At 60.4% G+C, this 23,228-nt stretch carries 17 protein-coding genes; 14 read left to right on the top strand and 3 right to left on the bottom strand.

Annotated elements, in window-relative coordinates:
* Nucleotides 1–78 precede the first annotated feature (78 nt).
* The 6 genes from AC07UC_RS31155 to AC07UC_RS31130 all read left to right on the top strand — a co-directional run bounded on the left by AC07UC_RS31155 (nt 79) and on the right by AC07UC_RS31130 (nt 10,492).
* On the top strand, nt 79–1,296 hold the full coding sequence (locus AC07UC_RS31155) for a glycosyltransferase family 4 protein (protein WP_494908531.1): 1,218 nt from the start codon (nt 79–81) through the stop codon (nt 1,294–1,296).
* Nucleotides 1,293–2,552 (top strand): O-antigen ligase family protein, encoded by a 1,260-nt coding sequence (locus AC07UC_RS31150; protein WP_140774871.1) that lies wholly within the window; start codon nt 1,293–1,295, stop codon nt 2,550–2,552. The genes AC07UC_RS31155 and AC07UC_RS31150 overlap by 4 nt, the downstream gene beginning before the upstream one ends.
* 1 nt (nt 2,553) lies before the next feature.
* Nucleotides 2,554–4,551: an asparagine synthase (glutamine-hydrolyzing) gene (gene asnB / locus AC07UC_RS31145; RefSeq protein ID WP_494908530.1), complete on the top strand. Its 1,998-nt coding sequence runs from the start codon at nt 2,554–2,556 to the stop codon at nt 4,549–4,551.
* A gap of 1 nt (nt 4,552) precedes the next feature.
* Complete coding sequence (locus AC07UC_RS31140) at nt 4,553–6,763, top strand: GumC family protein (protein WP_494908529.1); 2,211 nt, start codon at nt 4,553–4,555, stop codon at nt 6,761–6,763.
* Nucleotides 6,764–6,836: 73 nt separating this feature from the next.
* Nucleotides 6,837–9,071, top strand: a complete 2,235-nt coding sequence (locus AC07UC_RS31135; protein WP_494908528.1) for an oligosaccharide flippase family protein — start codon at nt 6,837–6,839, stop codon at nt 9,069–9,071.
* A 218-nt stretch (nt 9,072–9,289) separates the two neighbouring features.
* Entirely contained in the window at nt 9,290–10,492 is a 1,203-nt protein-coding gene (locus AC07UC_RS31130; RefSeq protein WP_494908526.1) for an acyltransferase family protein, read from the top strand.
* A 224-nt stretch (nt 10,493–10,716) separates the two neighbouring features.
* Here AC07UC_RS31130 and AC07UC_RS31125 read toward each other — a convergent pair whose 3' ends face one another.
* Nucleotides 10,717–11,847 (bottom strand): NAD-dependent epimerase, encoded by a 1,131-nt coding sequence (locus AC07UC_RS31125; protein ID WP_494908525.1) that lies wholly within the window; start codon nt 11,845–11,847, stop codon nt 10,717–10,719.
* Nucleotides 11,848–12,028: 181 nt separating this feature from the next.
* The gene (locus AC07UC_RS31120) at nt 12,029–12,706 is read right to left on the bottom strand and encodes a helix-turn-helix transcriptional regulator (protein ID WP_140774875.1); all 678 of its coding nucleotides are present in this window, start codon (nt 12,704–12,706) and stop codon (nt 12,029–12,031) included.
* 290 nt (nt 12,707–12,996) lie between these two features.
* Between AC07UC_RS31120 and AC07UC_RS31115 the strand changes: the two genes are divergently transcribed.
* The gene (locus tag AC07UC_RS31115; RefSeq protein WP_494908524.1) at nt 12,997–14,739 is read left to right on the top strand and encodes a sensor histidine kinase; all 1,743 of its coding nucleotides are present in this window, start codon (nt 12,997–12,999) and stop codon (nt 14,737–14,739) included.
* An 89-nt stretch (nt 14,740–14,828) separates the two neighbouring features.
* Here the strand turns inward: AC07UC_RS31115 and AC07UC_RS31110 are convergent, their stop codons facing one another.
* Complete coding sequence (locus tag AC07UC_RS31110; RefSeq protein WP_140774877.1) at nt 14,829–15,503, bottom strand: LuxR C-terminal-related transcriptional regulator; 675 nt, start codon at nt 15,501–15,503, stop codon at nt 14,829–14,831.
* A 574-nt stretch (nt 15,504–16,077) separates the two neighbouring features.
* Here AC07UC_RS31110 and AC07UC_RS31105 point away from each other — a divergent pair.
* From AC07UC_RS31105 to AC07UC_RS31075, 7 genes are all read left to right on the top strand, one after another.
* A complete protein-coding gene (locus AC07UC_RS31105) occupies nt 16,078–16,800 on the top strand; it encodes a nucleotidyltransferase family protein (RefSeq protein ID WP_140774878.1) in 723 nt (240 codons plus the stop codon).
* 52 nt (nt 16,801–16,852) lie between these two features.
* Entirely contained in the window at nt 16,853–17,989 is a 1,137-nt protein-coding gene (locus AC07UC_RS31100) for a DegT/DnrJ/EryC1/StrS family aminotransferase (RefSeq protein ID WP_494908523.1), read from the top strand.
* Nucleotides 17,986–18,660, top strand: coding sequence for a sugar transferase (locus AC07UC_RS31095; protein ID WP_140774880.1), 675 nt, complete (start codon nt 17,986–17,988; stop codon nt 18,658–18,660). Before AC07UC_RS31100 ends, AC07UC_RS31095 begins: the two co-directional genes overlap by 4 nt.
* 46 nt (nt 18,661–18,706) lie before the next feature.
* Nucleotides 18,707–19,711: an NAD-dependent epimerase/dehydratase family protein gene (locus tag AC07UC_RS31090; RefSeq protein ID WP_140774881.1), complete on the top strand. Its 1,005-nt coding sequence runs from the start codon at nt 18,707–18,709 to the stop codon at nt 19,709–19,711.
* The gene (locus AC07UC_RS31085) at nt 19,708–20,976 is read left to right on the top strand and encodes a hypothetical protein (RefSeq protein ID WP_494909013.1); all 1,269 of its coding nucleotides are present in this window, start codon (nt 19,708–19,710) and stop codon (nt 20,974–20,976) included. Before AC07UC_RS31090 ends, AC07UC_RS31085 begins: the two co-directional genes overlap by 4 nt.
* Nucleotides 20,963–22,222, top strand: coding sequence for a polysaccharide biosynthesis/export family protein (locus tag AC07UC_RS31080; protein WP_494909012.1), 1,260 nt, complete (start codon nt 20,963–20,965; stop codon nt 22,220–22,222). The genes AC07UC_RS31085 and AC07UC_RS31080 overlap by 14 nt, the downstream gene beginning before the upstream one ends.
* Before the next feature lie 84 nt (nt 22,223–22,306).
* Entirely contained in the window at nt 22,307–23,224 is a 918-nt protein-coding gene (locus tag AC07UC_RS31075) for a class I SAM-dependent methyltransferase (RefSeq protein WP_494908522.1), read from the top strand.
* Nucleotides 23,225–23,228 lie beyond the last annotated feature (4 nt).

Here is a 23,228-nt window from a genome sequence, read left to right as displayed (position 1 = left end):
ATGAACGGCCATGAGAGCAGATCCAAGAGCCAGCCATTTGATGCGGTCGGGATACTGCCGGCATCCTGGGGGCATGGGATGAGCCCGCACCTTGTCTGCATCGGAGGCGAGGATCACCGCCTCAGAATCCCATTCCTGCTGGCGATGCGCGAGAAGGGTTTTCGAGTCACTGCCGTGTCGAGCGATGCGGGGGCCGCCTTTTCCCTCCACGGCATTCCCCATCGCCGATTTGGGTTCGACCGCTTTAGCAGCGGCGGCGGGGAATGGGGCGCTCTCGGCACGGTCCGCAAATTGATGTCCGAACTGCGTCCGGACATCGTTCAAAGTTTCGACACCAAGCCCAACCTCCTGACCCCCTTGGCCGTGCGCGGGCAGGTTCCGGTCATCCGCACCATCAATGGCCTTGGGTGGACATTCTCGTCGCTGGAGCCGCGCGCTCTGGCGCTGCGTCCGGTCTTCTGCGCTCTTCAGGGCCTCGCGTCCTTGTGGACAGCGATGACCGTCTTCCAGAATCGCGACGATCAAGCCTTCTTCGAGCGCTACCGGCTGGTGGGCAACGGCAAAGCGCGGCTGATCCGCAGCTCTGGCATCGACCTGAATGCATTCTCGACAGCAAAGTATCGTGGTCCGTCGGCCGCCATGATGCGCGAGGAACTGGGGCTTCAGTCGGCCGAAGTCGTGATCTTTGTCGGTCGGCTGACCCGTCAGAAAGGGATCCCGACCCTGCTCAAGGCGGTTCCCCGCATCCTCTCCGAGAGGCCCAATGCACGTTTCGTGCTCGTCGGCCCGCAGGATTCGGAAGGTCCATTTGCGGTCAACAAGTCCGATATCGAGCGATATGCTCCTCACGTGATCGCCTTGGGGTCAAGGCGGGATGTTCCGGCCCTCCTTGGCATGGCCGATCTGTTCGCGTTTCCGACGCAATATCGCGAGGGCATTCCGCGCGTGCTGCTGGAAGCGGGATTGTCCGGATTGCCAATCGTGGCCTCGAGAATGCCGGGCTGCAATGACGTGGTCGAGGATGGCTGGAACGGTTATCTCGTCGCGCCGCGCGATGCGGAAGGCTTCGCATCCAGAATAATCGAGATCCTGTCCGACCGCGCCTGCGGAAAAATCATGGGCGGCCGTTCCGTCGGACTCGTGCGGGAGCGCTTTTCGCTGTCGTGGGTCGTCGATCAGTATTGCGAGCTATACAAGACCGTGCTCGGTGGCAGCGGCAGTCTTGCTCGATCGGCCCCCGCGACCATGATGGAAGAGCGTGCGCGAAACCCCCGATTGGGTGAGGCGCGGCAATGATCCGTGATGCGTTCCTGGCCATCGGCATAGCAATGTCCTACGCGGTGCAGCTCAGCATTCCGGGGCTGCCGTTCGGCTACAGCGAACTCTTCCTCACGCTCTGGATATTGATGTCGATCACGCGGGTCCTTGCTGGCGGCCGGCTGGAGGTAACGCCGGCCCTGGCCAAACTTGCACGTTTCTGGCTGATCCTGACGCTTGCCCTGGGCGTCGGTTCCATCATCGGCTTTATGACGACCACATTGTTTCTCGATCCGTTGTTGCATGACACGATGGCGTACGTTTTGTTGGCCTGTGTCACCTGCCTGGCCGCAGCGGAGCCGAACGCGGCTGTCCGTTTACGTCGTATCGCCTGGTGGATGGTCGCTATCGCGAGTGCTTGCTTTGTCGTTCAGCTAGGGGTTGGTTTCGGCTGGATCCATCAGTCTGGCGTCCGTCCCTGGTACTGGGACCGCTTTTCCGGCTGGTCCGAGAATCCGAACCAGCTTGCGCTCTACTGCGCTCTGCTTGGTCCCCTGGCCCTGCATCTTGCCATAACCACCAGCAATCCGTGGGGAAGATGCCTTGGGCTATTCAGCCTGATCATCACCTTCTATGTCGGAAGGCTGACAAAGAGCGATACCTATCTCTATACGACAGTCCTGGCCTGCCTGATCCTTCTGGGATTGCGGCTTCGGGCCTTGCTGGCAGGCGACGGCGGCAAGGCCAGCCTTTCGCGCCAACTTGCCCTCCTGCTCGCGGTTGCGTTCCTTCCATTGGCGGTGTCGATGGCGCCTTACGCGCTCAGCGAGGCCGCCAGCGCCGAAGATTTCGCCAAGAGCCTCACCAAGGACAAGGGCGGGGAAGCGACCGCGGAAACCGCGGCACTTCGCCTCTATCTTTGGGACGCGGCATTGGACAAGGGGGCAAGATCCGGCTCTCTGGGTCTCGGCCCAGGCCCACACCTTGATACTCCGCCCGTGGTCAATCAGCAGTTTCTGCCGCGGCCTTTCGAGGCCCATAGCACGATCCTCGATCTCTACACTCAGGGCGGCCTGATTTCAGTCCTGGCCCTGGTGTGGATCCTCGGCTCGGCCGCCTGGTCCGCTTGGCGTGCGAGGCTGGACGCTCTCGTGGCGCTTACGGCATCGATCGCTGTCTTCAGTGCTCCGCACCTGATCATCCGCCATCCGATCGTGTGGTTTTCTTTGACCCTCTGCCTTGTCGCTGGAACACCTCAGTCGGTTCCCACGATCATTCGTCAGAGGAGATATTAGAATGTGCGGGATCGCCGGAATTCTCTTGGCGCCAGATGCAGCCGATACCAATGCCCTCAGGGCGATCGGGCCGATGGCGATGGCCCTTCGTCATCGCGGGCCTGATGGCGAGGCATTCTGGATGAGCCGTGAGGCCGGGATCGCCTTCGGCCACCGGCGCCTGGCCATCGTCGACCTCTCGGAGGCGGGTCGCCAGCCGATGCACTCCGCAAGCGGCCGGTATGTCATCACCTTCAATGGCGAAATATACAATTTCCGCGATCTGCGTCGCGAACTGGAGGGGGAGGGCCATCACTTCCGTGGCACCAGCGACACGGAAGTCATGCTGTGCGCGATCGAGAGCTGGGGCCTCGATACGGCACTCCAGCGCTTCGCCGGCATGTTCGCTTTCGGGCTGTGGGACCTGAAGAAACGGATTCTCCACCTCGCCCGCGACCGAATGGGCAAAAAGCCGCTCTATGTCGCCTCGACACGTGAAGCGCTCGTCTTCGCCTCGGAGCTGAAGGCGATCACGAGCTTCCCGGGCTTCAACCCTGAACTCGACGTCGATGCGGCGGCGACGATGCTTTCGAAAGGGTGGGTGCCGGATGACCTTTGCATCTGGCAGGGCGTGTTCAAGCTGCCGCCAGGTTCAGTCCTGTCGGTGACGGCGGCGGATTTCGCCAATGCCCGCGGCGCCGGGTCGCTTGCGCATCGTGTTCGCCGCTGGTGGTCGCTGGCCGATGTCGCCAGCAAGGCGCAGCGGAATCCGATCGCCGGCAGCGACGAGGAGCTTACGACGGAGCTCGACAGGCTGCTTAGCCTTGCCGTCAAGGAACGCATGATTGCAGATGTCCCGCTTGGCGCCTTCCTGTCGGGCGGAATTGACAGCTCGGCGGTCGTCGCCCTGATGCAGGCACAGTCCCGGAAGCCCGTTCGCACGTTCACAATAGCGTTCGGCGAGAGCGGGTTCGACGAGGCTCCCCATGCGGCAGCGGTTGCTCGGCATCTGGGCACCGATCATACCGAGCTTCACCTTTCACCGGCCGCGGCGCTTGACGTCATTCCGGAACTGCCGCGGATCTGGGACGAGCCGTTCGCCGATGAGTCGCAGATACCGACGCTGCTGGTCTCGCGCCTCGCCAGGCAGCACGTAACGGTGGCGCTATCGGGCGATGGTGGCGACGAGTGTTTCGCGGGCTATTCCCGGCACTTCCTGGCAACCCGCCTCAGAAGGCAGCATGAGCTGCCATCATCGTTTCGTCGAATGTTGGCGGCGGGGGCTGGATTGCTGGCTCAGGCCTCCCACCGAGACATCTTCGGCAGCCTGCCGCTTTCGGCGAGTATGCGGCACGGATTGCGCGGTGACAGGTTGAACCGCCTCGCCGCCCTGCTCGCGGCGCGAGATGAAGACGAACTGCTTCGGCAACTGACGGGGTCCTCTACCAACAGCCTCCTTCATCACAAGCCGCCGGCATCGCTTGCCGTCGCGGCAAAGCTCGACGACCTGCTTTCGCGTCTCCTGTTCGACGACATGACAGGCTATCTGCCGGGCGACATATTGGTGAAGCTCGACCGCGCCACCATGGCCAACAGCCTCGAGGGGCGGTGCCCGATCCTGGACCATCGCGTCGTGGAATTCGCCTGGCGCCTTCCGACCAGTGCCAAGGTCCGTAATGGCAAGGGCAAATGGATCCTTCGCCAGCTCCTCGATCGTTATGTCCCGCGCTCACTGGTCGATCGGCCGAAGCAAGGTTTCGACGTTCCGGTCGGGGCCTGGCTGAAAGGACCCCTGCGCGACTGGGCAACCGACATCATCGCCACGATACGCCTGTCCGCAAACGGGGTCATCGACTGTGCGAAGGTCGACGCATGTTGGCGCGATCACCTGCGTGGAAACCAGGATCATTTCCGCGACTTGTGGCCGCTGCTGATGTTCCAGGCGTGGCGCAACGAAGCCATGCGGCCATCGGCGCCGGCAACGCATCTTTCTTACGATATCGAACTGACAGGGGATTGAGATGGAAGGTTCCATAGCCAGCCGCGCCAGACTTCCGCGCGCTACGCAAATGGCCGTCGCTACGCTTGACACCAATTCGCGGATGAGGCGACCGCCGCGCGAGCATATGCAACCGTCGTCTCCCTTCCATCAGCTCGTCACCACCCTGGCGACGAGAAAATGGCTGTTGCTTGCCATCGCCCTTCTGGGTGGCATCCTGGCCGGCCTGGCGGGCCTTACCCGTCCGGTGCTGTTCGAGGCGACGACGCAGGTCATCATCGACGCCCCAAGTACCGGCAATCCGGGTGGCGCGGCGCTCGTTCAAGACTCCCTGGATTCGAGCATAGATGACCATCTGACGATGCTCTCGTCGCAAGCTCACCTGCGTCGAGTTCTGGTGGCACTACGCAAGGCTCAGGATGCCGACGCTGCCGGAAAGAGCGGCATCAGTGCCGTCCCGCCCGCCACTGGCTCATTCGTGAGCAATCTCCTGAACCGGATCTGGTCGCAGGGCAAGCCGGCGGCGGGAAGTCCGGAAGCGGCTGATGCCGCTGATGCCGCCGAGCTGAAGACGCTGCGGAACGGGATGAGGGTTGGACAAGAGCTGCGCTCGCGCGTCATCACCATCGGCTTCACCGATGCCAGTCCGGCGCGTGCGGCGCTCATCGCCAACACATTCGCTCAGGTCTATATCGAAGACCTCGTGCAGAAACGTCGTGCATCGGATCAGCTCGAGCTTGAGTCGCTGGTCGCCGGTCTGCCGCAAGTACAAAAGGATCTGGTCGCCGCGACCGATCGGCTGGAGACCTACCGGCTGACACACGGCGCCGTCGATCAAAGTGCGGCCAACAACGCAGCCAATGAAACAGCGGAGCTCGGCCGGCAGATTTTCTTGTCGAAGGCCAATCTTTCCGCCTCGGAATCGCGCCTTAATCATATCGAGGACCTGCGAAAGGCGGGCGCCTCTGTCTCGGTCATAGCTGAAGAGATCGGATCGCCTGTGTTGACGGACCTGATGGCACGCCAGCCGGTTGCTGCGGACGGCGATCCGGGCAGCGCGATCACCCTCGAGATGGAACAGGCCATCGCACACATCGCCGCAGAGGCAAATGTCTACCGCGCGCAGGTCGCGGCTCTCGAGGACCGCAAGAGAGTGCTCGACGCGGCCGTGGCCGACACCGCGAGCCAGCTTTCCGGATTGCGTGCCCTTGAGCCGCAGGTGGCCATCGTGACACAGCACTACAACGAGCTGCTTGGCCGCCAGCAGGATCTGATACGGCGCATCGCCGCTCCTTCGCCAGGCGTGGCGGTCCTTTCGACGGCATGGGCGCCGTCAAATCCCAAGACCCTGTCGCCAATTTTCCTGATTCCACCCGGCATGATCGTGTTTGGCCTGATGGGCGCGGTGTTCGTTCTGATCCGCAACAACTTCAATCAGACCTTGCGCAGCGAAGCTGAAGCCGAAGCCGAGCTTGGGATTCCGTGCATAGGGCTGCTTCCCAAGGTTTCGGGACTTCATGCGAGACAGCTGCGGCATCTGGTGCTGGGCCAGCAGAACTCACCGTTCAGTAGAGCCGCGACATCCCTTCTCGTCACCGCGGCGCCCACTCAGGGCAGGGGTCAGCCGCCGCATATCATCCTCGTGACGTCCAGCATCCAGGACGAGGGCAAGACAGAGCTGGCATGGAGTCTGGCGCTGGCGGCAACGAGACTGGGCGGAAGGGTGCTTTTCCTCGACCTCGATCGCAAGGACGTGCGGCTCACGAACGAGTTTCGTGGTGAATTCAGCACCATCAAGGCTCACAACTCCTTCGGAGACTATGTGAGTGAACGCTGCGCGCTGCAGGATGCAATCACGAGAATGCCAGAAGTCGGCATCGACCTCATGGCCGCCCCAGCCCCTTCGGATGATCTGCTGACACTTCTGTCGACGGTCGACAAATCCCAGTTCACCGATGAACTGCTCTCGGTCTACGACGTCGTCATCATGAACGGGCCCCTGGGACTCGGCGGCCCCGAAACCAGACTTCTGAAGCGCTGGGCTGACGCGGTGCTTTTCGCCGTTCGCTGGGACAGGACGAGGCGCAGCATTGCCCGTGGTGTTCTGGAGTCGCTCCGGGGCGGTGGATCCGTTGCCGTTCCAGTAGGGAGCGTGCTCACCCAGGTGAATCTAAAGAGGCACGGCGGCTACCGGCTCGGGGATAACGCCGACCTCCTGTTGGCGAAGGTTTGATGGGCCGTGCCTCCGCTTTCCGCCAAATACCACAGGGAACCAGCTGCGTTCCCGCAATCGGACCTGACCCGGAATGATCATTGAATTTTTTGGACCGCCAGGATCCGGCAAAACAACCTTTGCACACGCGCTGGCAGAGCAATTGCGTGGGAAAGGCTATAACGCCAAGGTCGCCCTCAGCTATAAGCCCAGCACGAGGGCGGGAAGCCTTGATCTTGGAATCGTTCTGTTCATCACGAGAATCGCGTCGGCAATATTCTCCACTCTAAGAATATTGCTTTCCTCGGGCGGGATAGCGAACGATCTGTCGATTTCGCTGTCGATGGTAAGATTGATAACACCAAAGAAGCGAATCTGGCGTGCTCGAATCTGGCGATATATTTTGCATCTTTCGCATTGCTGGAGCCGGGCCAGGCAATCGCCTGATATTATAATTTTCGACCAAGGATACGTTCAAGCGATTGGATCGCTGGCGATTTTCAATGGGAACACAGACAACGATGTGCTCACAACGGCGCTCAGCCTCGCGCCGCGGGCCGATCTCACCATCAGGCTGGTGGTGCCGTCGGATGTCGTGGAGAACCGTTTACGGCAGCGGATCAAGCATCAACCGCCGGCGGAGCGGGTCTTTGAGGCCGACTTGAACGTGAATATGCTCTCCGTTGATGTGTTCGAATCCATAAATGGTCTTCTCGCGACTTCCGGCCAAAAAATTATTCCCGTCGACAATGTCGACAGTCAATCGAAGTTCAAGGGTATTTGTACAGTCGAGAAGCAAGTCATTTCCGCGCTTTCGCGGATGGATAGGGGATTGGCAGGTCAAGACCGAAGAGAAGGCGTCCCCGAAACCCATGTCATGGGTCTCGACAGTCGCGTGTCTCGAAAGGCTTCAGTTTATCCCGCTGCCCCTCCCTCAATAGCCACACCTCGACGGAACAAGGACGTCGGCTCGCGGCTCGCTCGGGCAAGCGTCTTCGCCCTTATGATATATATCGGAGGTGCCGGGCTGACGAGCCTTGCACAACTGGCCATTGCACGTCTCATCGGACCCGGCAATTACGGCATCTATTCCTATGTTCTGGCTTGGACTTCAGTGCTCGCCTATCTGGCAACGCTTGGTTTCAATGTATCCTTGTTGCGTTTTGTGCCCGCCTACAGAGCCAACGGCAGGCTTGATCTGGCGCGGGGGGTGATAAAATTCGCCCTGCAGAAGTCGCTTCTTGCGGCGGCGCTGTTCGGAATGACGGGCGCTGCCTTGGTCCTCTTCTTTTCGGATCATGCGCGATCGGATCATATGCGAAGCGGACTTGAGATCAGTATCGTGCTTGGCATGGCGGCCGTACCCTTGATTACCGCCTATGCCATTGGCGCTACGGTCATACGTGCCTTTGGGGGCGTCGTCTCGGCGCTGTTGCCGGAGCGCATCGTGCGAGATGGGCTCCTGCTGATATTGGTGGCGATCATGGCCAAGTCCGCTCTATGGGTCGTGGACGCGCCGGCGGTGATGGTGGCGGTGCTGATAAGTTCCGCCTTCACGGTTGGGCTGGTGTTCATCACCGCGAGGAGGTTCGAACCATCTGGCTTGCGGCAGACTCAGCCCAGTTATGCATCAAGGGAATGGTGGTTTGCTGCCCCCCCGCTCATGCTCATCACCGGGCTCGATGTTTTCGTCAGCCGGGCAGGGGTGCTGGTTTTGGGCTGGACAGACCATATTCGTGAAGCCGGTATTTTCGCCTTGGCGTTGAATGTCGCGATGCTTGTAGGGCTCTCTCGCATCGCCGTCGCCACCATGTTTTCGCCAACCGCGGCCGATCTGCATGCCAGGGGAGATCGTCAGGCCCTGCAGCAGCTGTTCGCACGGGCTACGTTGCTTTCCGCCGGAGGCGCCATAGCGGTGGCCATCCCGATGATGCTGATCGTCGAACCGTTCTTGAGCTATTTCGGTGAGGGCTACATCGCGGGAGCGCCAATCGCGCGTGTTCTCATTTTGGGATATGTCTTTGTCGCGCTGTGCGGGCCTCAGCAGAATCTCCTGACCATGACTGGAAACGAATGGGCCGCCGCAACGACGATGATTGCCGGCGCCGCGGCCAACATCATAGCCTGTGCCGTCGGCGTCGCGATCTACGGCCCGATCGGCGCTGCCGTGGGTGTCGCGCTTGCCCTAAGTATCTGGAGCGTTGCCATGGCCATCTATATCGGCAAGCGACTGAAAATCTTGCCGGGCTTGGTTTTTGCCCTGCTCTCGATCAGGCCGAACGCGATTGACGCCCAGCAAGGGAATTGGTTCTTGAGGGCGGGCAAATAAGGGCACTTCATCCATCGGTGCCGATCCCCGTCACCGATCGGTCAGTGAACGAAGGCCCCGATGCATGTTCATCGGCATCGCGGCGGCGGGTGGGCTTGGCACCATCCGAGATGGCTGAAGGCCTGCTGCCATCATATTTTACCGGCTGTGTCCGTCATATGAAGGATGCGTGAGTTCCGGACGCGCGTCACCGTGTTGTGGCAAGCTGCGGAGCATCCATGGGACAAGAACCAATGGCGGCGGCCTCGACGTCTTCGATGCGCCATCGGTCCGAAAGATCGACGCCTGTCGAGCCCGGTCAACGTCAAACCCTCACACAGGTCCAGGTTCTGCGCGCCCTCGCGGCAACTTCGGTTGCGCTGCGCCACGCCCAGCATGATGCGGCGACGCTGGAATCGGAGGCCGGCCGCACCTTTCAAGCCTGGGATCCGATACCATGGAGCGCCGGAGTCGATATCTTCTTCGTGATCTCCGGCCTGATCATGGTGCACACGTCACGACAGCTGTTCGCAAAGACGGGTGGCGCGCGTCTCTTTCTTTCTCGCCGGATAGCCCGGATTGTCCCGCTTTATTGGTCGGTCACCACGCTCTATCTTGCCGTGGCTTTGCTCGCTCCCACCTTCCTCAACCAGACCTACATCAATTTCAGGTTTGTAATCGAATCCTACTTCTTCATCCCCGCCACTCGCCCTGACGGCGTCGTTCAGCCTCTCTACGAGCTAGGTTGGACGCTCAACTATGAAATGCTTTTCTACGTGTTGTTTGCGGCGGCGATCGTGCTCCCCATGCGTTGGGCCGTCATGGTCCTGCTCACGACCCTGGTGGGGATGGTGCTCGCAGGCCGTCTCGCGGCGCCTTTGCGAGAGCCATTCGCGTTCTGGACCGATCCGATCATCCTCGAGTTCGCCTTCGGCGTGGTAATCGGCATCATGTGCACCTCTACCCTGCGGCCATCCGGTTTCATCAGGGCCTGCGTCGCTGCGACAGGACTGGCCGCCCTGATGCTCGCGGCGGCCTTTCCCGATATCTCGATCGGCCTTGCTCGCCCCGTTGTTTATGGCATCCCGGCATCTCTCATCGTCTGGAGTGCTGCCTTGGCACCAGGCGAGCTGCGGCAGGAAAGCCTGGCCGCGCGATGGGGCGCTGGTGTTGGCGATGCGTCCTACGCTCTCTACCTGCTGCATCCTTTCGTGATCCGCGCCATGCGCATCTTCTTCTGGCGAACCGGCCTGATTTTGGTGCTTGGCCCCTGGACCTTTATCGCGTTGGCGCTGGCGACCACTTTCGGCGTGGCACTCATCACCTACCGCCTGTTCGAGAAGCCGCTGACTGGCCGTGCCCGCCGTCTCTTGGGAGTCGGGTCCAGCGCCCGACAGCAGCTGCGCCCATTTCCGGTGCCGGCGTATCCCAAGGCAGACTGATCGAGCACCACAACGCTGCCGGCCAGGGCAATTCCGGGAAAAGTGTGAAACGTTCTCCCGCAAGAATCCCGTCAAAACAAATAGTTAGAGCAGTTCGCCATCTCCGTGAATGGTGAACTGCTCCAGGGCGAACGCCATCCGTTCGCATGCGGAACCCCATGGGCTTGGGTAGATGAACCGGCGTTGCCCTCTTTCCGGTTGCCGCGCCGGCACCCGTTTCTCGCCTATGCCGGAATGAACGCTTGCCGTTCCCGGCTGGCGGGTTTTCCGTGAAAATCCCGGTACCATTGCACGAACCGCTGCACGCCGTCCTCGAGTGCGGTTGCCGGCGCGAAGCCGACAGCGCGGCGAAGGTCGCTGACGTCGGCGCGGGTTTCCAGGACGTCGCCCGGAGGCAAAGGCACATTGACGCGAAGCGCGCGGCGGCCGAGCGCCTTCTCGATGATCGCGATCAGGCGGTTGATTTCTTCAGGCCGGTCATTGCCGATATTGTAGACCCGATAGGGCGCCGAACTGGTGGCGGGATCGGCCGCCTGACTGTCCCAATCGGGATCCGCGCGCGGCGGCGCGGCGAGCACTCGAACCACCCCTTCGACGATGTCGTCGATATAGGTGAAATCTCGCCACACGTGGCCGGCATTGGCGATTTCGATCGTTCGTCCCTCGGCTATGGCATGGGTGAACGTATAGACCGCCATGTCGGGCCTGCCCCAGGGACCATAGACGGTGAAGAAGCGCAATCCGGTCACGGGCAGGCCGAACAGGTGGCTGTAGGAATGCGCCATGCATTCGTTGGCACTCTTGGTCGCGGCGTAGAAGCTGACCGGATGATTGACGCCATGGTGCTCGGAAAACGGTATGCTTCGATTGGCGCCATAAACGGAGCTCGACGAGGCATAAACGAGATGGCCGACGCCGGTGTGCCGGCAACCCTCCAGGACATTGAGAAACGCGACGATGTTCGACTGCACATAGGCATGCGGGTCGACGAGCGAATAGCGCACCCCGGCTTGAGCGGCGAGGTGTACAAAATGCGATGGCCGGAAGTCGGAAAACAGCGCTTTCACGAGCGCCTGGTCCGCGAGGTCCATCCGCATGGGAGTGAACCTCGGCTCGGCGCAGAGGCGTGCAAATCGCTCTTCCTTTAGCCTTGGATCGTAGTAGGGCGTGAAATTGTCGACGCCGACAACCTCGACGCCGTGTCGCAAAAGCCGTGACGCGACATGAAACCCGATGAATCCAGCGGCACCTGTGACGACGACCGGCCCAGCGCGCGCAAGTTCCGAGACAGCGCCGTCAGACTGCAAGCGAGCGGCATCCGCCAGCTTCCGCCCTGTCGAATTCAGTTCGACCATAGCAAGTCACTCCTGTTTCGAGATTCCAGGCGCTGCCTGTGTCGACCGCGCGTCGAAATGGGCATAGAGGGTGCCGTCAGTTCCATGACCGTAGCAACGCAGCCGCACGGCTGCGTTGCTACGGTCGATTCCCGATCGAGTGGATCCGGACGGATGCCGACACCTGGCGAAGTTGCCTATCTCACGGCAGGACCGAAATGCGCCCCAGAAGAGCCACCAGCTCTGCCTGGCGCTTTGTCTCGGTCTTGGCGAACAGCGAGGCAAGCTGGGAGCGGATCGTGGTGCGGCTGAGGCGCCAACTGCGAGCGATCTCCAGCGGCGCGTCGCCTTGAGCCAGGCGCAATGCCAGCTGCGTTTCCGCGCTGGTCAGGCCAAACATCCTTTGCAATGTCTGAGGATTGGCCGCTGACGTGTTCTCCCGATCCAGCAAGGCGACGATGCTCGTCCCGTCGGGCGCGATGACGCCCGTTTCATTCAGGATCACCGGCCTGTCGCCTCTGCTGCGGATCACCACCCATGACAGTGAGCCTGGCTGGAAATGGACCGGAACATTCGCGACCAGCCGCCTTAGCCCCGCGGAAAGCTCGCTGGCCGTTTCGGCCGCTTCGCCCTGCCGCTCCAGTGTGTCTTGAGCGGCCCCATTCCATTCGATTACTTTTCTGTCGCGATCCAGCACCAGATAACCGCAGCCTATGCGGTCGAGCATGCCGGTTATGGATTCCAAACTGCGTCGCTGTGCCCCGCCAATTCTGGCGTCCGATCGATCCGAGAGGTGTGTCGAGCGTGCATTGCGAGTATTCCTCAGTACGATGTATTGGCTGCCCGCAGCCACGTCGTTGTGCCTGTCAATCAGTGTCATAGCTTCTACCCCAACCCTAGTTGCTTCTGACGCAAGTAAATTACGCATCATTTACTTGCTATGAGTTTCACATATCACCCAGAGCGCGCTCCTCTGTCTTGGGTTTTGACATAGTTGAAGAAGTCTGCGGCAGAACGATTCCGCAGCGTTCGTTGAAATGTGCGTTCTGATGAGCCCTTCCAACCCTCGATTTTATTCGCCGGGAAAGGCGTGGCAATCCGGCAGTGGTACTAGGTTGCCCCTTCACGGCCTAGTCTCGACGGACTAGACGGAAGGTTGTAGGCTGACGCATGGGTTTGGTTCTGCGTCGACTGAAATTGAATGTGCCAGGCACCCCGTTAGCTCATGTAGCTTCGCTGTTGGTGCTGGCGGTCTCTTTAATATTCGTGATAACAAATACAATACATGTTGGGCAGGACGCGGCCTTTATTGCGTTTATCCCTGCGATTATTATCATTGCATATCTCGAAGGGCGATTGCTCGCCATCGCCGCAACGCTTCTCATGGCAGCCGCCGGCTTGTGGGAACAGCGCGTCCTGAATTCTCAAATCTCTGCGGAGGATTGGACGCGCGCCATCTTCCTCCTGGTTTCGGGTGGCCTGATCGCGTTTGTGTTCCACCGCCTGCGACAGGATTTGCGCGAGGCGCTCGAGGTCGCCGAGGCAAGGCTTGCTGCCATCGATGCTGCCGAGGGCCGCTATCGGTGGGCCTTCGAGCGCGCCGCCTTGGGTTTTGCGAATGCCAATCGACGTGGCGAACTGCTGCAATCGAACAGACGTCTGTTTGAGATGACCGGCTACGGAGAAGAGGAGCTTGCGCAGCTGGAGCTGGAGGCGCTTGTTCTTCCTGACGATCGAGATGCCGTGCGGGATTTGTTGAAAGATCTAAGCAATGGCGCCGCGTCATCCGCTGCGGATGTTCGCCTGTTGAGGAAGGACGGCAAGGCGTTCTGGGCTCGCCTGGCCCTGTCTTCGTCGCGGCCTGACGAGGTGTCCACCGAGAGCGTGTTCGTGGTGATCGACGATATTTCCGAACGCCGAGCCGCCCGCGAGGCTCTCCGGGCTCAGAAGGAATGGCTTGATCTCGCTCTGTCTGCCGGACGCCTGGGTACGTGGCGTATCGATCTCAAGGAGGGGACAGTCACAGGCTCCGACAAGTTCTGGGACATCCTTGGCCTGCCGCCAACGCGCGTCCGCCCCTTGGAAGAACTTTCGACCGTGATTCATCCGGCCGATTGGCTGAAGCTGGCGGCCTCGGCAAAACCATCGTCGGGTGTGAATTACGACATCGAGATCCGTGTCCGGCGGACGGACGGCCATGTGCGCTGGATTGCCATGCGCGGTCGGCAGGAAAAACACGGCGATCGACCGTTGCGCATCGGGGTGGCTGCCGATCTCACCGAGCGTCGACAAACCACGCTTCTTCGCGCTGCCGTGAAGAAGCGCGAGCGCATCATGCGCGAAGAACGCCATCGGTTCAGCAACCTGTTCCCGGTCATCACGGCCCTGGTGAAGATGATCAATGTTCCCGAGAACGACGTTGCCAAATACAAGGAAATGCTGATCGATCGGATCAGAACGCTGGAAGCGACGCACATGCTCCTTTCAGGTCATAGCAATATTTCAGGGTTGCTCCACGAGCTCGTGGCCCAGGAACTGCAGCCCTTCAAGGAAACACGGGATATAACGATCAGCGGCCCCTCCGTTTTAGTACCGGGTGGCGCCGCCGAGAGCTTTGCGATGATACTTCACGAGCTGACGACAAACTCCGTGAAACACGGTGCGCTGGGTGACTCACAAGGCAAGGTCGAGGTTAAGTGGCAATTCGCACCCGACGGCGCGGGCGACGATCTTGTGTTCGACTGGGTGGAATCGGGACGGCGGAAGAACGCAAAGGTCGTGCGCCACGGTTTCGGTTCCATGATAATCGGCGTCGACGGCACGCCGCTTGTCGGTCATTCCCCGAAACTGGAAATATCGGAGCACGGACTGCGGTATTCGTTGCGGCTGTCGCGGAAGGAAATCGAACTCTGAAGCGCGTCATCTGTGAGACGATCTGGTGACACGCTTTAAGTTCTTGCCCTGCGCATGTCACCCAAACCGCTCGCCCTGAGCGATGGCCGTCAGTTGACATTCCTCGACAGCCAGCTTTGCAGCAAAACGGCTGCTTCGGTCCGGTTTCGGACGCCGAGCTCGCGCAGAACGGCAGCAGCATGAATTTTCGTTGTCGCCTCCGCAATATCCAGGTTGCGGGCGATCTCCTTGTTCGAATACCCCTCCGCCATCAGTTTGAGGACGTCCTGCTGTCTCGGTGTGAGCCTGTCGAGATTGGCGCCGTTCACGCTCCGACGAGTTTGATTTTTCGCCGGGGGCAAGGTCGGATATGGCTTCTCGGCCGACGCTCGAGACAATAGCGCCGGCACATAGATCCGGCCGGAGAGGATCTCGTTTACGGCCAGCACGACTTCCTCGTCTTTCTGCGACTTGACGATGTAACCGTGAAGTCCGATCGAAAGAGCGGTCAGTATCTCAGAGCGCGAATCGTCCCCCGAAACGATCGCAAAGCGCGTGCCGGGATAGGCCGACAGAACGTCCCCGAGGACCTCCTGGTTGAACAGTCCGGGCATGTTAAGGTCGAGGATCGCAAGATCGATGGATGCCTGCTCCTCGAGAAGATTGACCACGGCATCGAAGCACGCAGCCTCGAATATTTCGGCATTCGGAATCCCAGCCGTAAGTGCTAGCCGCAAGCCGCGCCGATACAAGCCGTGATCGTCAGCGATGACGATCCGATACATTGAACTACCCCAACGCTCACTCGGTTCCCGACGAGAAAACCCGCTGAAACCTCCCATTCCTCCATGATGGACACAACTGCGGCGATCCTGAAAGTCGTGATCAACCACCAGTCGTCACATCACAGTGATATCCACGGCGTCCCCACCCGCGAACATCACGCATGCATAATATAATCCTAAATTGCGAAAAAGCTTCTGTTATTTTTTTTAACCCTGCGCGAGCTGCCCGGCCTGCTGAGCGATATCGAGCACAAGAGGCCGCGGTGCCTCACGGCTTTTTGATGCCAGCACCTGCCTTCACCGGGGGCTCACAGGCCAACCCCGGCACTTGACGGACGCTGCTCGCGGCCAGGTCCTCACCGCTCAGGCCGGCCTCGATTTCGCGGAAAATTCAATACCGGAAGAGCGTTGGCGCGTTGCCATTCGAATGCACGACGACAGCCACCCCAGCTGTCACATACCCTTCTCGTATGATGTTCGGAGTGCCGCCGAGGGTCGGGCCGGATGCCAAGTCCGAATGAACTCGAACACGAGATGCCCGGACAGAACCAAATTGTAAATCAGGGAGGATCGGATGAAAGCGGTGATTCAATGTGGTGGAATGGGCACGCGCCTTCGGCCCTTCACGTCGGTCTTGCCGAAGCCCTTGATGCCGATCGGAGCCCGGCCCGTTCTTGAGTTGCTTCTCAAGTGGCTGCGGCGCAACGGCATAGAAGAGGTCTACATCACGACCGGCTATCTCGGGCACCTGATCCGCAGCGTCTGTGGAGATGGATCGCAATGGAATCTGAAGATCAGATACACCCAGGAAATGGAGCCGCTCGGCACCATCGGGCCTCTGTCTCTGATCAGGGAAGAACTGAACGATACATTTGTTGTGCTCAACGGCGATGTTCTTACCGATCTAAGCCTCAGCCGGTTCGTAGCCGCGCATCGTATGCACAAGGATCCGGTCACGATCGCCACTGCCTGCCGGCTGATCAAGATGGACTTCGGCGTCATCGACGAGGTCGACAATGCCGTTCAGCTCTTCAGGGAAAAACCGACACTTTCCCATCTCGTCAGCATGGGCATTTACTGCATGAACCCGGATGTCCTGCGGTTCATTCCTTCCGGCATCCCTTTCGGGTTTGACGATCTGATGCTCCAGATGATGCAGGGCGGCACGGCCGTGCATGTGTACAAGCACGACGGTCTCTGGCTCGACATCGGTCGCGTTGACGACTTCCAGAACGCACAGGCGATTGCCTGGGAAGAGCAGTCGACCTCGATCGAGGTCGCCGCCGCGGCCGCGTGAAGAGTTCAGAAATCAGAGGCCGAACCAGCAAATAACAGTTCAGGAGGTCAAGATGCTCTTGGTGAGCGCACCAATTCTAGGTGTACCGGAGAAGGTAGCCCTATCGAAGGTGATTGATAGCGGTTGGCTTACCATGGGAGAGCGGGTACAAGCTTTCGAGCAGGCCTTTGCCGACATCCATGGCGCACAGGATTGCGTTGCGGTCGGTTCTTGTACCGCGGCGCTTCATCTCATCCTGCACGCGCTGGGAATCGGGCCGGGCGACGAGGTGCTGGTTCCGTCACTGACCTTCGTGGCGACCGCGAATGCCGTGCTGTATGTCGGGGCCACGCCGGTCTTTGTCGATATCGAGTCGGCCGACGTGCCGCTGATGTCGCTCGCGGAGGCCGAAGCGCGGTGCACGCCACGCACAAAGGCGGTCATTCTCGTGCATTTCGCGGGCTACCTCCCCAATCGGGAACAGTGGCAGCGTTTCGCCCGGGCTAGAGGGCTGCATATCATCGAAGATGCCGCGCATGCTCCTGGCCTGAGGGAGGTGGGGACATTCGGCGCAGCGGCTGCCTTCAGCTTCTATGGCAACAAGAACATGACAACGGCGGAAGGGGGCGCCGTGATTGCGCGCGACCCCGATCTGCTCGACAGGATTCGCCAGGCCCGCGGGCATGGCATGACCACCGGGACACATCAGCGGCTGAACAGCCGTACGCCGCAATATGATGTCACCATGCTCGGGTTCAACTACCGCATGGATGAGCTGCGGGCGGCGATTGGACTGGTTCAGCTGCAGAACCTGCAGGAGTGGAACGAAATCAGGCGCATCCTGGCCGTACTGTACCGGCGCCTCATCGCGGAACGCTGCCCTGCCGTGACGGTTCCCTTCAGCGAACCCCGGACGTCGGCTTACCACATCATGCCGATCCTCCTGCCGCGCTATGCGAGGCGGCAGGATGTCATCGACGAATTGCGAGCGCTGGGGATCCAGACCACGATCCATTATCCGCCGGTGCACCAGATGACGTTCTATCGTGAGCGTTATCCCGACACTCATTTGCCGCGTACAGAGGATTTTGCTCAGCGAGAGCTGACAATTCCACTGCACCCCCAGATCACGTCGCCTGTCGCGGAGGCAGTTGTGGCTGCGCTGGCAGCCGCGCTTAGCAGCGGCGCTCAGACAGGAACCGCGGCATGAATGCATCAGATCTCTCACTTCACCGGCGTCTCGTGGCAAGCCCCACGCATGGCTTCGTGAGACGTTCGATCGATCTCGCGGTTGCCGGCGCCGCGTCCGTTATTTTGGCGCCGCTGATGCTTCTGATTGCCGTGGCGCTTCTGGTCGAAGGTGGCCGCTCCGTCTTGTTCGTGCAAACCCGCATGGGCGCCGGTGGCCAACCCTTCCGCATGTACAAATTCCGCAAGTTCAGGGTGGACTGCAGCTCGCAAGGCCTCGCCCTGACCATGGTTGGCGACAGCCGCATGACGACGATAGGCCGGTTCCTCGCCGCGACCAAACTCGACGAATTGCCGCAGCTGTGGAATGTCCTCAAAGGCGAGATGGCGATCGTTGGGCCACGACCCGAGAGCCTGGCTTTCGCCGATTGCTTCCACGGTGGCCTGGAGGCCGTCCTGCGCTACAAACCTGGCCTGCTGGGCCCAACGCAGGTTCTTTTCCGGCACGAGGCGCGTTTATTTCCCCAATCCGTGGATCCGATCCTGTTCTACCGGGAGGTCATGTTCCCGGCCAAGGCAAGGCTCGACCTGTCCTACTATCCGCAGCGCACCATCGGCTCCGACATCATGTGGATGGCACGCGGCTTCCTGGCGGTTGTCGGCTGGGTTCCATCACCGCCGATCGACGTATGAACCCCAAAATGGAAAGCGCTCCATCAAGCCAAGGGAATGCGCAGTCATGAGCTACAATGGCAAGAAAGTTCTAGTGACAGGCGCGGATGGATTTATCGGTTCGCATCTCACCGAAGCGCTTGTTCGCAACGGGGCCGATGTCACGGCCCTGGCGCTCTACAATTCCTTCGACAGCCATGGATGGCTGGACGATTTGCCGGACAACATCCGCAGCCGGCTGAAGCTCGTCCGCGGCGACGTCCGCGACAGCGCGTTCCTGAACCGGATCATGCGGGGCCAGGCCGTCGTGTTTCATCTGGCTGCCCTGATTGCGATTCCATATTCCTATGCGGCCGCCCAGTCTTATGTGGAAACCAATATCCTGGGCACGGTGAACGTGCTCGAAGCGGCACGTCAATGGGAGACGGAGCGGGTGGTTCATACCTCCACGAGCGAGGTCTACGGAACCGCCCAGACCATGCCCATTCGCGAAACGCATCCGCTGCAGGGACAGTCACCCTATTCGGCATCCAAGATCGGTGCCGACATGATGGCGGAGTCCTACGCCAGGTCGTTTGATGTTCCGGTCGTCATTATGCGGCCCTTCAACACATATGGTCCTCGCCAGAGTGAGCGCGCCATCGTGCCGACCATCATCCGGCAGGCCCTCGACCCGAACTGCCCGGCGATCATGGTCGGTGATACGAGCCCGATCCGTGACCTGACCTTTGTCGAAGACACCGCCGCGGCGTTCCTGACGGCCGGCTTGGCGGGGCTCGAATTCGGCCATGCCTACAATGCCGGCAGCCAACGCGCCGTGACCATCTCCGACGTATTGGACCTCGTCCTCGAATTGAGCGGTTCCAAAAAACCGGTCCATCGCGACGAAAGCCGTTTGCGGCCGCAAAATTCGGAGGTTCGCGCCTTGCTCGCCGATTCCTCGCGCTTTGAAAGCGAGACGGGATGGCGGGCGCAGACCAGTCTGCGCGATGGGCTCGAGCGGACGATCGCATGGTGGCGCGCGCGCCTTGGCGAAGGCCGGGTACGGCGCGAAAAGGGCTATATGACATGACCCTGCTGCGCCGGCATGTGGTGGCACTGTTGCTGATTGCCGGTGCCGTATTCCTGAATTTCTACATGGCCGGCGGTCGGGCAAGCAACGCGTCGGGGCCGCTGGTGGCGGCCAACCTTCCGGACTATCTGGGTGAAACAAGGGATCCGGCGTCCGGCACGGTCTTCTTGCGCATCACAGAACCCGGAATTCTCGGCCTGGCCGGTGTATGCGGGACGAAATACTGCACCCACCGCTATTCAAGCGCACAGGCCTGGAATGCCGACCAGAGCCTTCTTTTGATCGTCAATGGTTGCGGTGGCATGTGCTTTCTCGACGGCCACAGCTACGTCCCATTATTCCACCGCGACCGCTCGATTGAGTGCGAATGGCATCCCAGGGATCCCCAGCTGATGATCTGCGTTGCCGGCCGGCAGATTTCAACCTGGGCGCCACGCACCAACCATGAGGACGTCGTGTTCGCCTCGTCGGCCTACAGCAAGCTTCAGTTCGGGCCTAACAAGGGCAATCCGAGCCGCGATGGCAACCGCATCGCTGTGCGTGCGACGCGCAATGACGGCAAGGCGGTGGTCTTTGGCTACGACCTGAAGGAGCGGAAGAAGTTCCCGGATATCGATCTTGCCCAGCTTCCAGGAACCACCGGCTCCTGTTCGATCTCCCCGCTCGGGATCAACATTGTGTGCTCACAGGTATTGCCGGACGGCAATGAACCGAACTTCATCTTTTCCATCGACGGCGTCCTGCGCCAGAAGTGGATGGAGCACCACCGGCCCGGTCATGGCGACATGACGGTCGATGCCGACGGCAGCGAAATTTATGTCGGGATCAGCAAATCGGATCCCGACAAATATCAGGTGATCAAGCGCCGATTGGCTGACGGCAAGGTCACCTCGCTGATGAGATATGGCGAGGCCATGCATGCGTCGCTCAGGTCGCTGGACAGGCCGGGCTGGGTGTTTCTGAGCTATGGCGGTACACCAGCCGAAATAGCGCAGCACCCTGATTGGGCGCCTTACGCGCAGCAGGTCATTGCACTGCGCTTGGACGGCAGCGGAGAGGTCCGCCGTGTCGTCGACACGCAAAACGCGCACTTCGATTACTGGAGCGAGACGCATGCCTCGCCGTCTCCGGATGGCTCGCAGGTGATCTGGTCGAGCAATTGGGGCGTGCCCGGTGGCCCGGTATACGATTTCGTTTCCCGTCTTGAATGGCCTTCGGAGCCGGTGCCGAACCATAAGGAGATTGTCGCAAATGGCCTTCGCTAAAAGAACCGTTCTTGCCTCGGTTGCCGGGATGTTCCTGGCATCGATGGCTGCCGCCGGCGAGGTCGAGCCCTATCGCCTGTCACCTGGCGATACGGTCGAGATAGGGATAGCGCCAATTCCGGATCGAACGCAGCGAGCCGTGGTCCAGATGGACGGCAATATCGCCCTTCCCGAAGTCGGGATGGTTATGGTCGGAGGGTTGACCGCGTCCGAATTGCAGAACCGCATGCAGACGCTTCTGCCGGCCACGATCTTTCACGTGCGTTTGCCCGATGGACGAGAGCAGATGGTTGTCGTCAAACCAGGCGATATAACGGCCATCATCGCCGACTATCGTCCGATCTACGTGACGGGCGACGTGCTTACGCCGGGACAGCAGGTCTACCGTCCGCTCATGACCGTGCGGCAGGCGCTCGCCGTCTCCGGCGGCTTCAGCCTCTTGCGGTCGCGCGCGGGCCAGACAGGACCCGACCCGGTTGATCTCAGGCGCGATTACGAGACACTCTGGGGCGACTACACCAAAGAGTATTTTCACGCCGCCCGTCTCCGCGCCGAACTTCAGGACCAGGCGGATTTCGACAAGCAGACGCCACAGGGGTCGCCTCTGTCGCCCAGCGTCGGGTCAGCGGTCGCCCAGGCCGAGGCGGACGCGCTGAAGATCGCGCTGAGCGACTTCCAGCAGGAACAGGCTTTCCTTGAGAAGGGCCAGAAGGACGCGGCCGATCAAATCGAGCTTTTGCAGAAGCGCGAACAGGTCGAGTCCGAGAGCGTTAAGGCGGATCAGGACGACCTGGCGAAAGTAACCAAGGCGTTCGACGCAGGCAATCTGACCAACACCCGGCTCGCCGATGTCAGGCGCGCCTTGCTTCTGTCCTCAAGCGGTGCGCTGCAAACCTCGGTCGAGCTCATGAGAGCGCGGCGCCAGCAGGAGGACTATGTCAGGCAGCGCGAACGCAATGACAATCAGAGGAAGGTTGGCTTGCTGACGGATCTGAAGGACACCAACGCGCGGCTGGGGGATGTCACCGCCAGACTCCGCGCCGCCAGCGAGAAGTTGCAACCGACCGGAGCATCCGCCCAGCCATTGCCGATTGCCGGCGAAACGATCCAGGCTCAAGTCACTATCGTGCGCAAGATAGGCGACGAGTGGCGCAAAATCTCGGCGGACGAAGATACTATTGTGATGCCGGGGGATACAGTCGAAGCCAAATTCAGCAGTGATCTGCAAAGTGCTGCAATCCAATAGGGCGGCTTCAATCGCCGGCCGATAAAAGGGGGGCTTGGGAAACTGTTCGATTGGAGGGTCGAACAAACCGAACAGGAGATCCTGGTGAGGCTCAATTCCAGGCGAGATGCGAAGCGGAAATGGTCGATGAACACGGCTCGGATGGCTCAGCCGGCGGCTTATGCTGTCGGTGCGCCTTCGGCGGTCCGAATTCTCATGGCCGAGGCTCAACCCGGCAAGTCCGCGATTTGGCAGGACTTGGCGTCCAGCCAGCAGGTCCACACGCAGGGCGACCGAGTGTCGGACGACTACAGGGCCAGTCACTGCGCGCCAGGCTACGGCGCGCACTACAACATGACGCACGAGTTCGGCTATTACGGTGCGCTGTGGGACAAAATCGAAAGGCCCATGATCCTGGACGTTCTTCGCCCAATGGGCGGAGCCGGTCGAAATTGCCTCGATTTCGCATGCGGAACAGGTCGCATCACCAACGTCGCGGCTGAGGTTTTCGGCGAGGTGGTCGGCGTCGACGTTTCCAAATCCATGCTTGCCTGCGCGCAAGTTCCGAACAATGTGAAACTACGCAACATCGATATGACGATGGAATCCCTCGAAGAGACCTTCGATGTCGTAACCGCGTTTCGCTTTTTTCTGAATGCCGAGGATCAGCTGAAACGGGAAGCGCTGAAAGCGATAAACCAGCAGTTGAAGGATGACGGAAGGCTCGTGTGCAACGTTCATATGAATGCGACTTCGCCCATCGGCTTGGTTTGCCGGCTGCTCAATTGGTCGCTTGGACGCACGGTTCGCAACACGCTAAGCGAGACGAGATTCAAGAAACTCCTGACCGCTTCGGGCTTCGTCGTGGAGGAAGTGATACCTTACGGCTATCTGCCTCGGCCCGGACGCCTCTTGCCGCGGATCTGCGAAGCATTGATCGAGCCCTTCGAGAAGCTATCCAGAACCCTGCGCGTTCCCGGACAACTGGCGCAGCATTTCCTGGTTATCGCGAGGAAGCATTAGATCG

The organism is Mesorhizobium sp. GW821-FHT04C10 (assembly GCF_059420305.1).
The sequence above is the reverse complement of the archived record's forward strand: the minus strand, read 5'-3'. Positions and strand labels throughout refer to the sequence as shown.